13 protein-coding genes and 2 tRNA genes are annotated in these 16,357 nt (G+C 38.1%); 8 read left to right on the top strand and 7 right to left on the bottom strand.

Going from position 1 to position 16,357, the window contains the following annotated elements; translation table 11 throughout:
- The first annotated feature begins 4 nt into the window (after positions 1-4).
- The 3 genes from rfbC (at position 5) to BM130_RS11225 (ending at position 4,002) form a co-directional block, all read left to right on the top strand.
- Complete coding sequence (gene rfbC, locus BM130_RS11235; protein WP_010526116.1) at positions 5-565, top strand: dTDP-4-dehydrorhamnose 3,5-epimerase; 561 nt, start codon at positions 5-7, stop codon at positions 563-565.
- Positions 566-571: 6 nt separating this feature from the next.
- The gene (rfbD, locus tag BM130_RS11230) at positions 572-1,447 is read left to right on the top strand and encodes a dTDP-4-dehydrorhamnose reductase (RefSeq protein WP_010526117.1); all 876 of its coding nucleotides are present in this window, start codon (positions 572-574) and stop codon (positions 1,445-1,447) included.
- Between the two features lie 803 nt (positions 1,448-2,250).
- Entirely contained in the window at positions 2,251-4,002 is a 1,752-nt protein-coding gene (locus BM130_RS11225; RefSeq protein WP_010526118.1) for a phospho-sugar mutase, read from the top strand.
- Between the two features lie 94 nt (positions 4,003-4,096).
- Here the strand turns inward: BM130_RS11225 and BM130_RS11220 are convergent, their stop codons facing one another.
- The gene (locus BM130_RS11220; protein WP_010526119.1) at positions 4,097-5,512 is read right to left on the bottom strand and encodes an ATP-dependent DNA helicase; all 1,416 of its coding nucleotides are present in this window, start codon (positions 5,510-5,512) and stop codon (positions 4,097-4,099) included.
- Between the two features lie 307 nt (positions 5,513-5,819).
- Here BM130_RS11220 and BM130_RS11210 point away from each other — a divergent pair, with 307 nt between their 5' ends.
- The 3 genes from BM130_RS11210 to BM130_RS11200 are packed head-to-tail and all read left to right on the top strand — an operon-like array spanning position 5,820 to position 7,848.
- Complete coding sequence (locus BM130_RS11210; RefSeq protein WP_010526121.1) at positions 5,820-6,449, top strand: hypothetical protein; 630 nt, start codon at positions 5,820-5,822, stop codon at positions 6,447-6,449.
- Between the two features lie 14 nt (positions 6,450-6,463).
- The gene (locus BM130_RS11205) at positions 6,464-7,327 is read left to right on the top strand and encodes a DUF3822 family protein (RefSeq protein ID WP_010526122.1); all 864 of its coding nucleotides are present in this window, start codon (positions 6,464-6,466) and stop codon (positions 7,325-7,327) included.
- Complete coding sequence (locus tag BM130_RS11200; RefSeq protein ID WP_010526123.1) at positions 7,315-7,848, top strand: RsmD family RNA methyltransferase; 534 nt, start codon at positions 7,315-7,317, stop codon at positions 7,846-7,848. Before BM130_RS11205 ends, BM130_RS11200 begins: the two co-directional genes overlap by 13 nt.
- A 190-nt stretch (positions 7,849-8,038) precedes the next feature.
- On the opposite strand, the gene BM130_RS11195 is transcribed toward BM130_RS11200, so the two are convergent.
- The 4 genes from BM130_RS11195 to aroQ form a co-directional block, all read right to left on the bottom strand.
- Positions 8,039-8,115 (bottom strand) — tRNA-Asp (locus tag BM130_RS11195).
- A 29-nt stretch (positions 8,116-8,144) separates the two neighbouring features.
- A tRNA-Asp gene (locus BM130_RS11190) sits at positions 8,145-8,221 on the bottom strand.
- A 328-nt stretch (positions 8,222-8,549) separates the two neighbouring features.
- Positions 8,550-9,986: a pyruvate kinase gene (pyk, locus tag BM130_RS11185; RefSeq protein WP_010526124.1), complete on the bottom strand. Its 1,437-nt coding sequence runs from the start codon at positions 9,984-9,986 to the stop codon at positions 8,550-8,552.
- Positions 9,987-10,021: 35 nt separating this feature from the next.
- On the bottom strand, positions 10,022-10,441 hold the full coding sequence (gene aroQ / locus BM130_RS11180; RefSeq protein WP_010526125.1) for a type II 3-dehydroquinate dehydratase: 420 nt from the start codon (positions 10,439-10,441) through the stop codon (positions 10,022-10,024).
- 854 nt (positions 10,442-11,295) lie between these two features.
- On the opposite strand from aroQ, the gene xerD reads away from it, so the two are divergent.
- Together xerD and pckA are read left to right on the top strand one after the other, a co-directional pair.
- On the top strand, positions 11,296-12,195 hold the full coding sequence (gene xerD, locus BM130_RS11175; protein WP_029626437.1) for a site-specific tyrosine recombinase XerD: 900 nt from the start codon (positions 11,296-11,298) through the stop codon (positions 12,193-12,195).
- A gap of 425 nt (positions 12,196-12,620) precedes the next feature.
- Positions 12,621-14,228, top strand: a complete 1,608-nt coding sequence (pckA, locus tag BM130_RS11170) for a phosphoenolpyruvate carboxykinase (ATP) (RefSeq protein ID WP_010526127.1) — start codon at positions 12,621-12,623, stop codon at positions 14,226-14,228.
- Positions 14,229-14,340: 112 nt separating this feature from the next.
- Here pckA and BM130_RS11165 read toward each other — a convergent pair whose 3' ends face one another.
- Entirely contained in the window at positions 14,341-15,198 is an 858-nt protein-coding gene (locus tag BM130_RS11165; RefSeq protein WP_010526128.1) for a TIGR01777 family oxidoreductase, read from the bottom strand.
- A gap of 225 nt (positions 15,199-15,423) precedes the next feature.
- Complete coding sequence (gene cdaA / locus BM130_RS11160; RefSeq protein ID WP_010526129.1) at positions 15,424-16,209, bottom strand: diadenylate cyclase CdaA; 786 nt, start codon at positions 16,207-16,209, stop codon at positions 15,424-15,426.
- Positions 16,210-16,357: the final 148 nt, after the last annotated feature.

The raw sequence follows: 16,357 nt of genomic DNA, 5'->3' as shown, positions 1-16,357 counted from the left end.
GTTCATGAAAATACAAGAGACAAAAATTCCCGGTCTGGTAATCATTGAACCGGTAGTACATAAAGATCAAAGAGGATTTTTTTTCGAGTCGTATCATGAAGAACGTTACCAAAAGCTGGGTATACCCACACATTTTGTGCAGGATAATGTTTCCTCCTCATCCAGAGGGGTAATCCGCGGATTGCATTATCAGCTGGCACCATATGCTCAGGCTAAGTTGATACAGGTTCTTAAAGGAAAAGTGCTCGATGTCGCGGTCGACTTACGCCAAGGTTCTCCTACTTTTGGTGAATATGTTGCCGTAGAACTGAGTGATGATAATCATAAACAGTTCTTTATTCCCAGAGGTATGGCTCACGGCTTTTCGGTTTTGAGCAATGAGGTTATTTTCTCATATAAATGCGATAATTTCTATAACAAAGAAGCCGAAAGAGGCATCCATTACAATGACCCGGTTTTAAATATTGACTGGCAACTACCCGAAAACGAAGTTATTGTTTCCGCAAAAGATAGTATCCTGCCCGCTTTTAAAGAGGCTGAACACAACTTTGTATTTAACAACTAATTTATTATGCCCCATATACTTATTATTGGTAAAGAAGGACAATTAGGAACCACCTTTTATAAGTTATCTGAACAGTATCCACAGGATAACTTCACCTTTTCCACAATCGACCAGTTAAATCTTATGGAACCACGGTCGATAAAGCAGTTTTTTGCCGGTAAATCTTTCGATTTTATAGTTAATTGTGCCGCCTATACCGCTGTTGACAAGGCCGAAGAAGATTCTGATGCGGCATTCCGTCTTAACGCCGAGGCCCCTGCCCTGCTCGCGCATGAAGCAAAACGTATAAATGCTGTTTTTATACACATTTCTACCGACTACGTTTTTGACGGAAACCATTATCGTCCGCTCACTCCGGATGATAATCCTAACCCCGTTTCGGTTTACGGTAAATCCAAATTACAAGGCGAAAAAGAGGTGCTTGAAATTCATCCCAACAGTATAATTATTCGAACTTCATGGCTTTATTCACCCTTTGGTCAAAACTTTTTGAAAACCATGATCCGTTTGGGGCAGGAAAAATCATCCTTAAACGTTGTCTTCGACCAGATTGGCACTCCCACTTATGCCGAAGATTTGGCAGCTGCCATTCTTTCTATAATCTATAAGGTATCAACAGATAAAAGTAACTTACGGCCGGGAATTTACCATTTTTCCAACGAAGGAGTATGCAGTTGGTACGACTTCGCACAAGCAATTTTCAAAATTACCGGCATCAATTGTCAGGTTTTTCCCGTAACATCCGACCAATTTCCCACAAAAGCCAAACGGCCTTTTTACTCTGTTCTTGATAAATCTCTTATCAAACAAAATTATAATATCTCAATACCTCATTGGCAGGACAGTTTGATTAAATGTATCAATGCTTTAAAAAACGAATAAATTAAGTAGCACGTTTTTATATTTTTATCTTTTATCTATGGTAGTGATTTGTTTTTAATCGTCAATTTTCGTCCTGTAATTTTACAGATTCGTTTTCAACCGTCAATTTTCGTCCTGTAATTTTACAGATTCAATTTTGACCGCCGATTTTCGTCCTGTAATTTTACAGATTCGTTTTCAACCGTCAATTTTCGTCCTGTAATTTTACAGATTCAATTTTGACCGTCAATTTTCGACCTGTAATTTTACAGATTCATTTTTGACCGCCGATTTTCGACCTGTAATTTTACAGATTCGTTTTCAACCGCCGATTTTCGTCCTGTAATTTTACAGATTCGATTTCGGCCGTCGATTTTCGTCCTGTAATTTTACAGATTCAATTTCGGCCGTCAATTTTCGTCCTAAAATTTTTTAGATTCAATTTCAACCGCCAATTTTCGACCTAAAATTTTTTAGATTCGATTTTAACCGCTGATTTTCGTCCTAAAATTTTTTAGATTCGATTTCGGCAACTGATTTTCTTGTCTAAACCATTTAAACAAATAACCATACAATCATCGAAACCAGTAAAAACATTCTTATACCGGCAATTTTAACAAGATTCGACATTTTGCTTATGGATATTAATTGCAACTTGGTTTAATTTCGCAAAAAAGGTCTGCCAAACAGAAAATTTCAGTAATTTTACAGTTTCCAAATCGAAACCATAGAGGTATATTATACAAATAAATAGCCTCATTAAAACCTGAATGACCTTTGCAATATTAAAATTATAAATAATTGAATTATAAAAAAGTTAAAATATGACAACACAAAACATTCCGGAACAAGTAAAACAAAAAGCGCAAGAATGGCTCACTGAAAAATACGACGCTGAAACCCGGGCCAAAGTGCAAGAGATGTTAGAAAGTGATGACCCTACTGAACTGGTCGATGCCTTTTATAAAGATTTGGAATTTGGTACCGGAGGGTTGCGTGGCATAATGGGGGTAGGCAGCAACCGGATGAACAAATATACCATTGGGGCAGCAACACAAGGGCTGGCCAATTATTTGAAAAAAGAGTTTTCTGACCTTGAGGAAATCAAAGTAGTGATTGGTCACGATTGTCGAAACAACAGTCGTTATTTTGCAGAAACGGTAGCCAACATATTTTCAGCCAACGGCATTAAAGCTTTTTTGTTTGAAGATTTACGTCCCACACCCGAAATTTCATTTGCCATTAGAGAATTAGGATGCCAGAGTGGTGTTATCCTGACGGCCTCACATAACCCCAAAGAATATAATGGCTATAAAGCCTACTGGAACGACGGCGCTCAAATTGTGGCACCCCACGATAAAAACATCATCGAAGAAGTACGAAAAATATCAGATGTTAGTAGCATTAAATTTGATGGTAATCCGGAACTCATAGAAATTCTCGGGGCCGAAATGGATGAAAAATTCATCGATACTGTTGCTTCACTCTCTTTTAATCCCGACGTTATTAAGCGTCAAAAAGAGATGAAGATAGTTTTCAGTCCCATCCACGGCACCACTGTCAAAATTCTTCCGGCAGCACTGAATCGCATAGGTTTTGAAAACATCATCCATGTACCGGAACAGGATGTTGTAAGCGGCGATTTCCCCACGGTTGTTTCACCCAACCCCGAAGAACCGGCAGCTCTGGAAATGGCCATTGCCAAAGCTGAAGCAACCAATGCCGATCTGGTTGTTGCTACCGACCCCGATGGTGACCGGCTGGGGGTAGCCGTCCGTAACGAAACCGGAAAATTTGTGCTGCTCAACGGAAACCAAACAGCCATTTTGCTTACCTGGTATATGCTTAATCAATGGAAAGAAAAAGGTCGATTAACAGGAAATGAATTTACCATTAAGACCATTGTAACATCTGAAATGATAAAAACCATTGCCGATGCTGCCGGGGTTGAATGTTTTGACACCTATACAGGTTTTAAATGGATTGCCAGCATCATCCGTGAACTGGAAGGCAAGAAAAAATACATTTGCGGCGGTGAAGAGAGTTACGGATTCTTGCCGGGCGATTATGTTCGTGACAAAGATTCGGTAGGTTCGGTAGTTATGATCAGTGAAATAGCTGCATGGGCCAAAGATCAGGGCAAAAGCCTCTTCGAACTGCTTTTGGATATATATATTACCCACGGCTTTTCACAAGAAAAAATGAAATACATTGTTCGTAAAGGGAAAAGCGGTGCCGAAGAGATTGAAGCGCTAATGAAGAAATTCAGAGAAACACCACCGGCACAATTAGGTGGCTCAAAAGTTACCCTAATTAAAGATTACCTGACACTGAAAACTAAAAACACCTCCACCGGGGAAGAAACCAAAATTACCGACAAACCGGTAACATCAAATGTTCTTCAATTTTTTACCGAGGATGGCTCTAAAGTTTCGGTACGACCCTCCGGCACCGAACCAAAGATTAAATTCTACTTTGAAGTCAAAGATCAACTTAATAGCCGTGAAGAGTTTAATGCAGTAACCGAAAAAGCCTTGAAGAAAATCGACCAGATTATGGAGGATATGGGAGTATAAGTTAGATAATTAGATTTTTAGATAAAAGCGATAATAAAAAAACCGGGATTGGTCCCGGTTTTTTTATTATTATTCCATAACAATTTAATATTTGTTATTCAAAGAAAGTATCCGGGAAATTAACAAAATAAAGGCGCTCGGTTGCCCTCGTCAATGCGGTATACAGCCAGCGATACAGATCGCGTGACAAGTAATCTTCAGTAAAATATCCCAAATCCACAAAAACAGCTTTCCACTGACCGCCCTGTGATTTATGACAGGTCATGGCATAGGCAAACTTCACCTGTAGTGCATTGTAAAAGTCATTTTCACGGGTTTGTTTATAGATTTTTTTTGCATCACCCAGCTCCTCATAATCTTTCTTAACTTCATAGAAAAATTTCTCCTGTTCTTCCTGGCTCAGCCCTGCCCCGTTGCTCATAAGCGAATCCAAAATAATACGGGCATCAATTTCAATTTCTTTATAGTCGACCAGACGCAATACCACATCGGCAAAATGATAACCGTAAAGGTTCCGGTAGTGAAGTATTCTGCTTACTTCGGCAATATCACCATTGGCAATGAAGTTAATCTCTTTGTGATCTTTTATCCAGTGATAATTATTTTTCATTATAAGTAGATAATCTCCAACGGCAAGCTGTTCCTCACGATAAAGAATAGAATTACGGATACCTTGATTATATAGGTTGGCCCTTTTATTGGACCGGCAAATCACCAATGTTTCTTCCAAACCGTAATGGTTATAACAATAATCCAACTCCTCGATCAACTCACTGCCCGTAATACGAAAAACATCAGGAAATCCGTCGGCACGGAACTTTGGGTAGTCAAAAACATCAGAATTATGATCCAATATTTCTCTAAGATGGGTAGCATTAAAAATAATTCCACTGTCACTTTTTTGCCGAACCACGTCGGTCAAAGTGGCCGTATAAACCTTTAATCCATATGCTTCAACATTGGTGGTTTCAAGTCCTGGACTATAAGGCGACCCGACGGGCGGCAGCTGAGCATCATCACCAACCAGCAGCAACCGGCAATGATTACCGCTATAAACATACTTTATCAAATCGTCGAGCAAACGACCCGAACCAAAAAATCCACCGCCATCATTCGCAATCATTGACGCTTCATCAACTACAAATAAAGCATTCTTAAACAAATTACGATCCAGGTCAAAAGCACCAAAACCATCATTTGATGACTTTTGCCGGTAAATCATCTTATGAATGGTAAAGGCCGACATCCCAATATTGCTACCCAAAATTTTTGCGGCTCTACCGGTAGGAGCCAGAAGCACCGACTTTTGGCCCAATTGGTTCAATACCTTTATTACACTCCGCACCAATGTTGTTTTACCGGTTCCGGCATAACCTTTTAACACAAAGGCAGATTTTTCCTGCTCATCGGTTAAGAAGCTTACCAACCTGTCAATACATTGAAATTGTGATTGGGTTGGTTTAAAATTGAATTCTTTTAATATTTTGTCTTTTAAAAAATCTATTAACATAGTATTTCTTAACCTCAAATTAATCTTTAATACCGCAAAAGTAAAACCAGTAGGCAATAATATTGAAGCAACAAGCTATTTATCTACGATAAATGTAAAAGAGCGTATTATCATCCTTTTTAAGAAAAACATCTTCAACACAGAACCAATCGCCAAAACCAGCAGAATTGTTGTTTCAAATATCCACTCAAAGAAATGAAAAAAACCCATGTCGAGACAAAGATTTTAGAATAATTTCCCATAAAGAAATAGCGGTTTGATTTTTTTTTTAAATTTGTGCAATCAAAAAAATAAAATTGTATAGATAATGAAAACAGCCATCCAGATCATTCTGACTATTGCCATCCTTACTTTAGGATACTTGTGTTGGGAGAGCATTCAGAAACCCGTACGATTTAAAGCCGCCAGATTGATGAGGCAGGAGAAAGTTATTGAGCGCCTTCAACAAATCAGGAAAGCACAGAGAGCCTATAAATCCGTATATGGAAAATTCACTGGTAGCTTTGATACGCTCATAAGCTTCATCGACAAAGATTCTCTGCCGTTGATTCGTATGGAAGGCCGGTTAACGGATAGTATGATAGAAGAAGGGATAACAGAGTTAAAAGCTCTGAAACTTGGCATTATCAAACGGGATACTTCCTATGTAGCTGTAAAAGATTCTCTTTTTGGCAGAAATTTTATAGCTGATTCAATTAGATACGTGCCTTTTACCGACCAGGTAGAATTTGAGATGGCCGCAACAACTCTAAAAACGGCATCAGGCGTAGAAGTACCAGTATTTGAAGCCAAGGTACACAACAACGTTTTCCTCCAAGGTCTTGACCGACAACTTATTGTTAACATAAACGAAGAAGCTGAAGCTTACGAAAAATATCCCGGTCTTAAAGTTGGATCATTGACCGAAGCCAACAACAGTGCCGGGAACTGGGAATAAATACAAATGCAACTATGATGGTTCCCGACCTTTCGATTGTAGACGAAACCTTTGATGCTAATATTTCATCATCTTATTTTTTATCCATCCAGGCCAGCCTGGATGGATTTTCTTTTTCTATCCTCGATCCTATACGCAACAAATACATACAGTTCAGTAGTTATGCCTTGCAGGATCATATAACAGAAGCGGATTTACCAAAGCTGACCAATAAGGTATTTGAAGAAAATGAATTGCTTAATTTACCGTTCAAAAAAGTATTCATTTTAATACCTACACGATATTCAACTGTGGTTCCGTCGGGTTTATTTAACCACGAAGAAGCTTCCCAATGGTTGTTTTTTACTCATCAAGTACCAGGCAATTACAAAGTTGTTAGTTCTCAAATGAAATTAGCCGATGCATGGAATATTTTCGCTATTCCTGCCACTCTTTATGATATATTTGAAAGGCAATTTCCCGAACCGATAATTTTTCAGCAGTACGTTCCAATGACAGAGTCAAAACTGGCTATCAGCCGGCCCGGCATGGGAAAAATTCAATTTATTATTAATCTGCAAAAAGACTATTTCGATGTAGTTGTTATAGAAAATAACAACTTAAAGCTTTGCAATTCGTTTCAAATTAAAGGGAAAAACGATTTACTCTATTATACTTTATTTATTTTTGATCAGCTACAGCTTTCACCTTCAAAAACTGATGTCCAAATCACAGGGTATCATCACAATTTTAATGAAATAAAGCAAACCATTGAGAAATATGTAAAACATGTTAAATTTCCCGGGTTACCATCAGGATTTCAATACAGCTACCTTTTTAAAAGCGTTCCGGGGCACAGATATTACAACTTGTTAACTTTGGCATCATGCGTATCGTAAGTGGGGAATTAAAAGGACGAAAACTTTCTCCTCCGGCCTCGTTTCGTGCCAGACCTACTACCGACCGGGCCAGAGAAAGTCTCTTCAACATACTCAATAACTTGATCGATTTCAAGAGCCAAATTGTATTAGATCTTTTTAGCGGTACCGGTGCCATATCGCTGGAATTTGCCTCACGAGGATGTCAGTCAATTACCGCCGTTGAAAAAAACTATGCTTATTTTTCTTTTATAAAAAAAACGGTAAGCTCGTGGGGCCTAAACAAACAAATACAAGTTATCAAGGCAGACGTGTTTAAAGTCCTCAATAAAATGGAAGGTAATTACACATTAATATTTGCCGATCCACCTTTTGCTCTATCCACCATCACAGATTTGCCTCAAATGGTTTTTAATTCCCAATTGTTATTGGAAAATGGCCTTTTTATCCTTGAACACGGACCGGAATATAACTTTGAGGACAGCCCACATTTTTGGCAAAATCGTCGTTACGGGAAAGTAAATTTTACTTTTTTCCGATAGCCTCAACTCATAATTCTAAGAATAAATTTTACAGCTTAAAATTATACCGGAAGAAGCAGAAAATAACCGGAAGAATTGTATCTTTCGTCAACGATACTCCCCATCAAACTTAAAAGAGAAGACAATAAGAATTATTTTTAATCATGTATAAAACAAAAAAAAGCTATTCGTAAGTGAATAGCTTTTTTGATGGCGGTCTGGACGGGACTTGAACCCGCGACCTCCGGCGTGACAGGCCGGCATTCTAACCATCTGAACTACCAGACCAAAAAGGTTGTTTTCAATAAAATCTCCGGTGGCGGTCTGGACGGGACTTGAACCCGCGACCTCCGGCGTGACAGGCCGGCATTCTAACCATCTGAACTACCAGACCGGATGGGGATGCACCCCTTTGTTTTAAAAGCGTTGCAAAGATAACGGTTCTTTTTTATTCTGCAATAGATATCCCATCGAAAATGTAATTTTTTTTTTCAATTTTTTCTTTTGGTAGAGCCGTCCATGTCTGAAAATGAAACCAACCTGGTGACTTTTACCTCATAAGCGCATGAATAATAATATAAATGCTGAAGAGCACAGACAGAAGGAGGAGTAGGCAACATTTATTAGTCATTAATGGTTAGTCAATAGTCATTAGTGTTGGTTACACACAGCACTAATGACTAAATGACTAAATAACTAATGACTAGTTAAATTATCGATTCCTACTCATTGTTTGAAAATCGGTTATGCTTTTTAAGCAATCCTCCAACGGTCATTATTTCCAAATAGGTTGTTCCCCCGCCAATGCCAAAACTTCCGCCAAGATAAGCCACCAATTCATCGTTTTGTATGGTATGGAATTTTTTCAACCGTAAAAGTGTATTGCTTAAAATCTCACTTTTTGAACGTCCCGGCTCTGTTAATTCAGGGAAAACGCCATATGAGAGGGCCAGCTGACGGCCCACCCTTTTATTATAGCAAAGAGCAATAACGGGGTTAGGTCCTCTAAAGGCAGCCAAATAGCGCGCCGTTTTTCCGGTTAAGCTATCTGTCAAAACAGCCTTTATATCCAACTCTTTCGAAGCTTTAACCGCTGTATCGGCCAAATAGGCGGTAATATCATGTTTAACAACATCTACCGGAATATCGTTTCGGCTATCTTTTGCCGCTTCAACCTCTTCCGCAATGCGCGACATGGTTTTTACCGATTCAACGGCATATTTTCCGTAAGCCGTTTCACCACTCAACATTATGGCATCGGTACGATAGTAAATTGCATTGGCCACATCGGTCACTTCGGCCCGTGTAGGTCGAGGATTATGAATCATGGAATGCAACATCTGCGTTGCAACAATTACCGGCTTTTTGGCTTCCACGCATTTCCGAATCAGTTGCCGCTGCAAGCCCGGAATCTTTTCCTGAGGGATTTCTATACCAAGGTCACCTCTGGCAACCATTACACCATATACATGCTCTAAAATTTCATCGATTTTTTCGACCCCTTCCTGATTTTCTATTTTGGCTATAATTTTAACCGGACTATCATACTCATCCAGGATTTTTTGGACTTCCAAAACATCTTCCTTATTTCTGACAAAAGAGTGGGCAATAAAATCCAAATCATTTTCTATGGCGTATTTAATAAAACCGATATCACGCTGTGTCAATGATGGTAAATTAATTCGCACCCCGGGAACATTAACACTTTTGCGGCTTCCCAGCAATCCATCGTTTAAAACCTTACATATTAAACCATCAGACTTTTTCTCCAGCACAACCAATCCTATTTCTCCATCGTCAATCAAAATATTGGTACCAACCGAAACATCTTCAGCTATTTTCGGATAAGAGACACAAATTTTTTCGGAAGTGGTTTCACAATCGGGATTGCCGACCAAAAGAATTTCACTGCCGGCCTTCAGTTCGAAATCCTGGTCGGTCTTAGTTGTCCTAATCTCCGGACCTTTGGTATCTATCAATATTGCTATGGCATCAGATACTTCCCGAATATTGGTAACAATTTTGTTTAACCCATCAAAATCGAGGTGGGCTGTATTTAGCCTGGCCACATTCATCCCTGCCTCAAAAAGTTCTCTTATAAAACTTGTTTCACACCTTTTGTCTGAAATGGTTGCAACAATTTTCGTGAATTTCTTCATTCCCTAATTTTTTTAACTCGTTCTCCTGTTTCAATTTATTGATTTAAAAGTGCTTCTATAGCCAATCGATAGGAATCAAGGCCAAAACCACATATCACTCCCCTACAAACCGGCGAAAGAAATGAGTGGTGTCGAAAACTTTCTCGTTTAAATACATTTGAAATATGAACCTCAATTACGGGTGCAGTGACGGTAGCAATAGCATCGGCCAATGCAACAGAGGTATGTGTATAAGCGCCGGCATTTAACACAATACCATAGTCAGAAAAGCCACATTCCTGAATCTTATTGATCAACTCGCCTTCTATATTTGACTGATAATACTCAATGGGGATAGCTGAATATTTCTTTTGTAATGTAGCAAGGTAGTTCTCAAAAGATTCATTTCCGTAAATATGCGGTTCACGCTTTCCCAATAAATTTAAATTTGGGCCATTGATAATGAGAATTTTCATGAATTTTCCTGATTTAATTGTTTGCAAAAATAAGATATCGATATAAAATAAAAAACTGCCATCCCCTTAAATTATATGCCATTGATAAACAATCCATTATCCATTAAAGAATCAATTCAAAAATTTGCATACAATAACAATTCATTACACTTTTCACTTATAAATTGAAACAACCATCAAAATATTTGGCACACTCTTTGAAATCCGACTTGATAATTAACTTAACTCCAATGTTTTTATAAATTATTTTAAACATGGGTGAAAGATAAACCCTATCATATCAAAATAAATTTTCAACAATTTACTGTTTATTTTTAACTAATTAATTATTATCTTCGCAGAAATAAACAAAAGAAGGAAATAAGCTTTAATTGGTTTAAAAACAAAAAGATACATTTTAGTAAACCCGGGTAACTTAATGCATGCATAAATATCTAACTTAAAAAAATCAGATATAACTAATTTTATTACAACTCAACAAATTCATTGTTAGAACAATAAGAATATTTCAACATAACTCAATCCACTTCAGACCATAAAACGGCAAATATATAATCACAATTAACTGAGTTGTAAGACTTTTTAAATTCGACCCTATCCCATTAATAAAAATTGAGGCACAAGTTCAATTTTGGTAATTGCTAATTTTTAAAGGTTTAGAAATTAAGCTTTTTAACTTATTATCAATTTACAGGTCTACAGTAAAATTAATATTGTACTTTTATTAAATTGTATTGTATATTTACTTTAAAGTCGGCCATTCATCAATGCAAACCAAACACTATAACACTATATGATAAAAAAAGAGTTGATAAATCTATTATTTTTGAATTATAAATAAAATGAACAGCGACATGAATTGGGAAAATGAAATTAACGGATTTCGGAATTATTTAAAAGTAGAAAAGGGCCTTTCGGATAATTCCATTCATGCCTACATCACTGACCTTCTTAAACTGGTTCAGTTTTTAAAAGAGAAGGAATATGATGTTAGTCCTGAGCAAGTAAAACTTGAGCACCTAAAAGAAATGATTGAGTGGGTTAATGATAAAGGCATCAGCCCACGGACCCAGGCCCGTATTATTAGTGGTATTAAATCGTTTTATAAATATTTGTTGATAGAAGAAAAAGTCGACAGAGATCCTACTGCACTGCTTGAAACCCCTAAAGTGGGGCGCAAACTTCCGGAAATTCTTTCGGTCGAAGAAATTGATACCATTATTAATGCGGTCGACACAAAAAAACCGGAAGGACAACGCAACAAGGCCATTCTTGAAACTTTATACAGCTGCGGCCTCAGGGTTTCCGAACTGATTGACCTGAAAATTTCAAACCTCTTCTTTGAGTCGGGGTTTGTTAAAATTGAAGGCAAAGGAAGTAAAGAAAGGTTAGTTCCCATCAGTACCAAAGCCATAAAGGAAATTAACCTTTATCTTAGCGAATATCGGCGGAATTTAAAAATTCACCCCGACCACGAAGATATTCTTTTCTTAAATCGACGAGGTAAAAAGCTTTCAAGAGTAATGATTTTTACGATTATTAAAAACATTACCAGAAAATTAGGAATTGAAAAGAATATCAGTCCTCACACTTTCCGTCATTCATTTGCTACCCACCTCATCGATGGAGGTGCAAACCTGAGAGCGGTTCAGGAAATGCTGGGGCACGAATCAATCATTACAACGGAAATTTATACCCATCTGGATAAAGAGTACCTGAAAAATACCATTATTCAGTACCATCCAAGGTCATAACTTTTTCCCTTTTTAAGGGAAGATATAGATATTAAAGCATTTAAGTCTTCAACAGTTTTTGAAAATTTGGCAACAGCCACTTTTTCAAAATTGTTGAAGACTTTTTATATTATATAACAATTAAAAGGTTGCCTATTTAATCACTAATATCTATTTTTAACCGACCCAAAAAACAACCCCGTCAATCGCCCAAAATAATGTTATTGATTGGATAATCTCTTCCTTGTCTGGAACTAGGAAACAGCATCTGTTTGGTAATATAATTCAGGATACAAAAACTCCTGTCCAACATTAAAAATTGTTCATTCGGATTAAAAAAACATTAAAGATATTTTTCTTTAATACCTTTTTTTATACTTTTGACGCAAAAGAAATCAAATCGCATAATCAAATATCCTAATAATTTAATTTAAACTCATAGAAATATGCAAAATTTGGATTTGAGTAAGTACGGGATTACGGATGTGAAAGAAATTGTCCACAATCCCTCGTATGAAGAGTTATTTAAGGAAGAGACCCGTCCTGATTTGGAAGGTTATGAAAAAGGTGTAGTTACGGAATTAGGTGCCGTAGCAGTAGACACCGGTATTTTCACTGGTCGGTCTCCCAAAGACAAATACATAGTAAAAGACGAGACGACCAAAGATACCATCTGGTGGACTTCAGAACATGCACCAAACGACAACAAACCGGTATCGCCCGAAGTATGGAAAGAACTGAAAGAATTAGCAGTAAAACAGCTCTCAGGGAAAAGATTGTTTGTTGTAGATGTTTTCTGTGGTGCTAATCCCGAGACACGGCTCAAGATCCGTTTCATCATGGAAGTGGCCTGGCAGGCTCATTTCGTTACCAATATGTTTATTCGTCCAACCAAAGAAGAATTGGAAAACTTTGGTGAACCCGATTTTGTTTCATTGAATGCCGCAAAAACCACCAATCCCAAATGGAAAGAGCATGGTTTGAATTCAGAAGTATTCACTGTGTTCAACCTTACTGAAAAGATGCATGTTCTTGGTGGCACATGGTATGGCGGTGAAATGAAAAAGGGTATGTTCGCAATGATGAACTACTATCTGCCATTACGTGGTATTGCCTCTATGCACTGCTCCGCTAATGTAGGTAAAGATGGTGACACCGCTATCTTCTTTGGTCTTTCAGGAACAGGTAAAACCACCTTGTCAACCGACCCCAAACGTGCCCTTATCGGTGATGACGAACACGGATGGGATGACGATGGCGTATTTAACTTTGAAGGTGGTTGCTATGCCAAAACCATCAACCTCGATCCTGAAGCTGAGCCCGACATTTACAATGCCATCAAGCGCGATGCTTTGTTGGAAAATGTTGTGGTTGATGAAAACGGAAAAGTTGATTTCAGCGACGGTTCAAAAACCGAAAATACCAGGGTTTCTTACCCCATTTACCACATTAAAAATATTGTAAAACCTGTTTCAAGAGCCGGACATGCCAAAAAAGTTATCTTCTTAACAGCAGATGCTTTTGGTGTAATGCCCCCGGTATCTAAACTGACATCAGAACAAACCAAATATCACTTCCTTTCAGGTTTTACCGCTAAATTAGCCGGTACTGAGCGTGGTGTTACTGAACCTGTTCCTACCTTCTCTGCTTGTTTCGGTGAAGCTTTCCTTTCCCTCCACCCCACAAAATATGCGGAAGAGTTGGTTAAGAGAATGGAAGCAGTGGGTGCCGAAGCTTATCTGGTAAATACCGGATGGAATGGTACCGGAAAACGAATTTCAATTAAGGATACCCGAGCCATTATCGACCGTATTCTTGATGGATCTATTGAAAAAGCTGAAACCAAAGTTATTCCTATTTTCAACCTGGAAATCCCTGTTGAACTGGAAGGCGTTAACACCGAAATTCTGGATCCTCGCAACACCTATGCCGATCCTGCTGAATGGGAAAAACGCGCCAAAGACCTGGCCGCCAGATTCATCAAAAACTTCGAAAAATATACTGACAACGAAGAAGGCAAGGCTCTTGTTGCTGCTGGTCCTCAATTAGACTAATGTTTAATGGCTCATCTTTTTAGAAAGACACGCCAGTAAAATTTTAAATAAAAGGGACAGGGTTTGTTTTACAAATTTCTGTCCCTTTTTTATGATTTAATAAATAATTGATTCACGAAATTAAATCCATTAACGCAGACTTGATATCGGCATATGAGAATTGAAAACCACCTTCCTGTAAGCGGCGACATACAACTTTCTGACCTTCTGTCAATACTTCAACGCCCTCGCCATAGACCATCCTTAAGACCCAGGCAGGAACAGTCATTAATGCCGGTCTATGCAGTATGCCACTTAATGCCTTTGTAAAATCTTTATTTGAAATTATTTGAGGGGCCACCATATTGAAAATACCCTCTTGCTGTTCGTTCATTAATAGCCATTCAACAGCCGACACGGCATCTTCAATATGAATAAAGGGCATGGGCTGCAAACCATTTCCAATTTTTCCACCCAAACCCAACTTAAAAGGAAGAATCATTTTCTTAAGTGCTCCACCTTTGTTCGACAAAACAACGCCATACCGGGTGAGGCACACACGGATACCTAACCTGGTAGCTTTAAGTGCTTCCTCTTCCCAATCTTTGCATACCTTCCCCAAAAAGCCTTCCGAATAACTGGTAGAATACTCATCATGCACATTCTGCGTGTCATAAATTCCAACTGCCGATGCCGACACAAATGTATGAGGGCAAATGCGCATTTTATTGAAGGCGCCTATTATTTTCGAAGTAGTATTGACGCGACTGGTATAAATGTTCTCTTTCCAGGCAACACTCCATCTTTTCAAAATAGGTGCACCTGCCAAATTAACCACCACCCGGCATTCCTGTAATTTCTGAGCCAAATGACTTTCTCCTTTTTCAAAATCCCGGCGATACAAACCGACTACCTCATGTCCCTGCCTTTTAAAATGTTCAGACAAGGAACTCCCAATAAGTCCTGTTATTCCGCTTATGGCTATTTTCATGATGATTATTTCGAATAACCTTAGTAATTTGTACCAAGCTATTTATTGCATCAACTTAGGCTTCGCCCTTTGATGGCCGGATTTTAGCGATTCAAGCCTGTCGTCCGAAATTTATATTACTAACCTATTTCTATAAAACATCAATTTACTACTAATTTTTTCTAACTTCAAGCTGCATATTTTCAACCTCATCTTTTCTACTAACCCAATAGCCTAATAATCTTTTCAACGTGTCAAACCTGCTGCTTCGAGGCGTTTTTCCAACTCTTCGACCGAAATATTAAATTCGCCTCTTCCATTTTGGAAAAAACTAATTCTTCCCCGCTCTTCCGATACCACAATTGCCACAGCATCGGTTGATTCGGTAATGCCCATCCCGGCGCGGTGACGAAGCCCAAAACGTTTGGGAATATCCATGTTTTGTGAAACGGGTAAAATACATCCGGCAGCTTTAATTTTATTTCTATTAATAATTACTGCACCATCGTGAAGCGGGTTGTTTTTAAAAAATATAGTCTCCAGTAACCGACGCGAAATAACCGCATTGAGCAATTCGCCGGTATGCACAAAGTCAAGCAATTCGGAGTTTTTAGTTATCACAATCAAAGCACCGGTACGGGTACGGGTAAAATAATCACAGGCCTGTACAACGGGTTTGATATATATGTTCATCATTCCGGCTCCTCGTGATTTCCCTTCAAAAAAGCGCTCAAACGAAAACTTATTGTGTAAATTGTAACGACTTCCCAGTAAAAGCAAAAATCGTCTTATCTCCTGCTGAAAAACTACAATAATGGCCAGCACCCCAACATTTACAAAATTATCCAGAATGGTAGAAGATAATTCCATTTTGAGGGATTTGATCAAAAGCCAGAAAACTATAAAGGAAAATATGCCGATGAATATATTGAGCGCAACTGTCCCTTTTATTAATTTATAGAGCCGGAACATTAAATAGGCTACTAAAAATATATCGACTAAATCGATAAAACGAATCTCTAAGAAAGTCATACTAATTCTTTATAATTTTACTTGTGTCTTCATTCCCTGTAATTCTATTTAAAATATTAGTGCTTACTTTTCCAATCAATAGAGAAAAAACAAAGTTTTCATTCGTATAAAATTTACTTATATAATTAGTTTAAAGTCCATTATGGCC

The organism is Thermophagus xiamenensis (assembly GCF_900112795.1).
GTDB lineage: Bacteria > Bacteroidota > Bacteroidia > Bacteroidales > Marinilabiliaceae > Thermophagus > Thermophagus xiamenensis.
This window is presented reverse-complemented; position numbering and strand designations above follow the sequence as displayed.

Coding starts and splice junctions, on each gene's coding strand:
- rfbC (WP_010526116.1), top strand. CDS start 5: ATGAAAATACAAGAGACAAAAATTCCCGGTCTGGTAATCATTGAACCG.
- rfbD (WP_010526117.1), top strand. CDS start 572: ATGCCCCATATACTTATTATTGGTAAAGAAGGACAATTAGGAACCACC.
- BM130_RS11225 (WP_010526118.1), top strand. CDS start 2,251: ATGACAACACAAAACATTCCGGAACAAGTAAAACAAAAAGCGCAAGAA.
- BM130_RS11220 (WP_010526119.1), bottom strand. CDS start 5,512: ATGTTAATAGATTTTTTAAAAGACAAAATATTAAAAGAATTCAATTTT.
- BM130_RS11210 (WP_010526121.1), top strand. CDS start 5,820: ATGAAAACAGCCATCCAGATCATTCTGACTATTGCCATCCTTACTTTA.
- BM130_RS11205 (WP_010526122.1), top strand. CDS start 6,464: ATGATGGTTCCCGACCTTTCGATTGTAGACGAAACCTTTGATGCTAAT.
- BM130_RS11200 (WP_010526123.1), top strand. CDS start 7,315: ATGCGTATCGTAAGTGGGGAATTAAAAGGACGAAAACTTTCTCCTCCG.
- pyk (WP_010526124.1), bottom strand. CDS start 9,986: ATGAAGAAATTCACGAAAATTGTTGCAACCATTTCAGACAAAAGGTGT.
- aroQ (WP_010526125.1), bottom strand. CDS start 10,441: ATGAAAATTCTCATTATCAATGGCCCAAATTTAAATTTATTGGGAAAG.
- xerD (WP_029626437.1), top strand. CDS start 11,296: ATGAATTGGGAAAATGAAATTAACGGATTTCGGAATTATTTAAAAGTA.
- pckA (WP_010526127.1), top strand. CDS start 12,621: ATGCAAAATTTGGATTTGAGTAAGTACGGGATTACGGATGTGAAAGAA.
- BM130_RS11165 (WP_010526128.1), bottom strand. CDS start 15,198: ATGAAAATAGCCATAAGCGGAATAACAGGACTTATTGGGAGTTCCTTG.
- cdaA (WP_010526129.1), bottom strand. CDS start 16,209: ATGACTTTCTTAGAGATTCGTTTTATCGATTTAGTCGATATATTTTTA.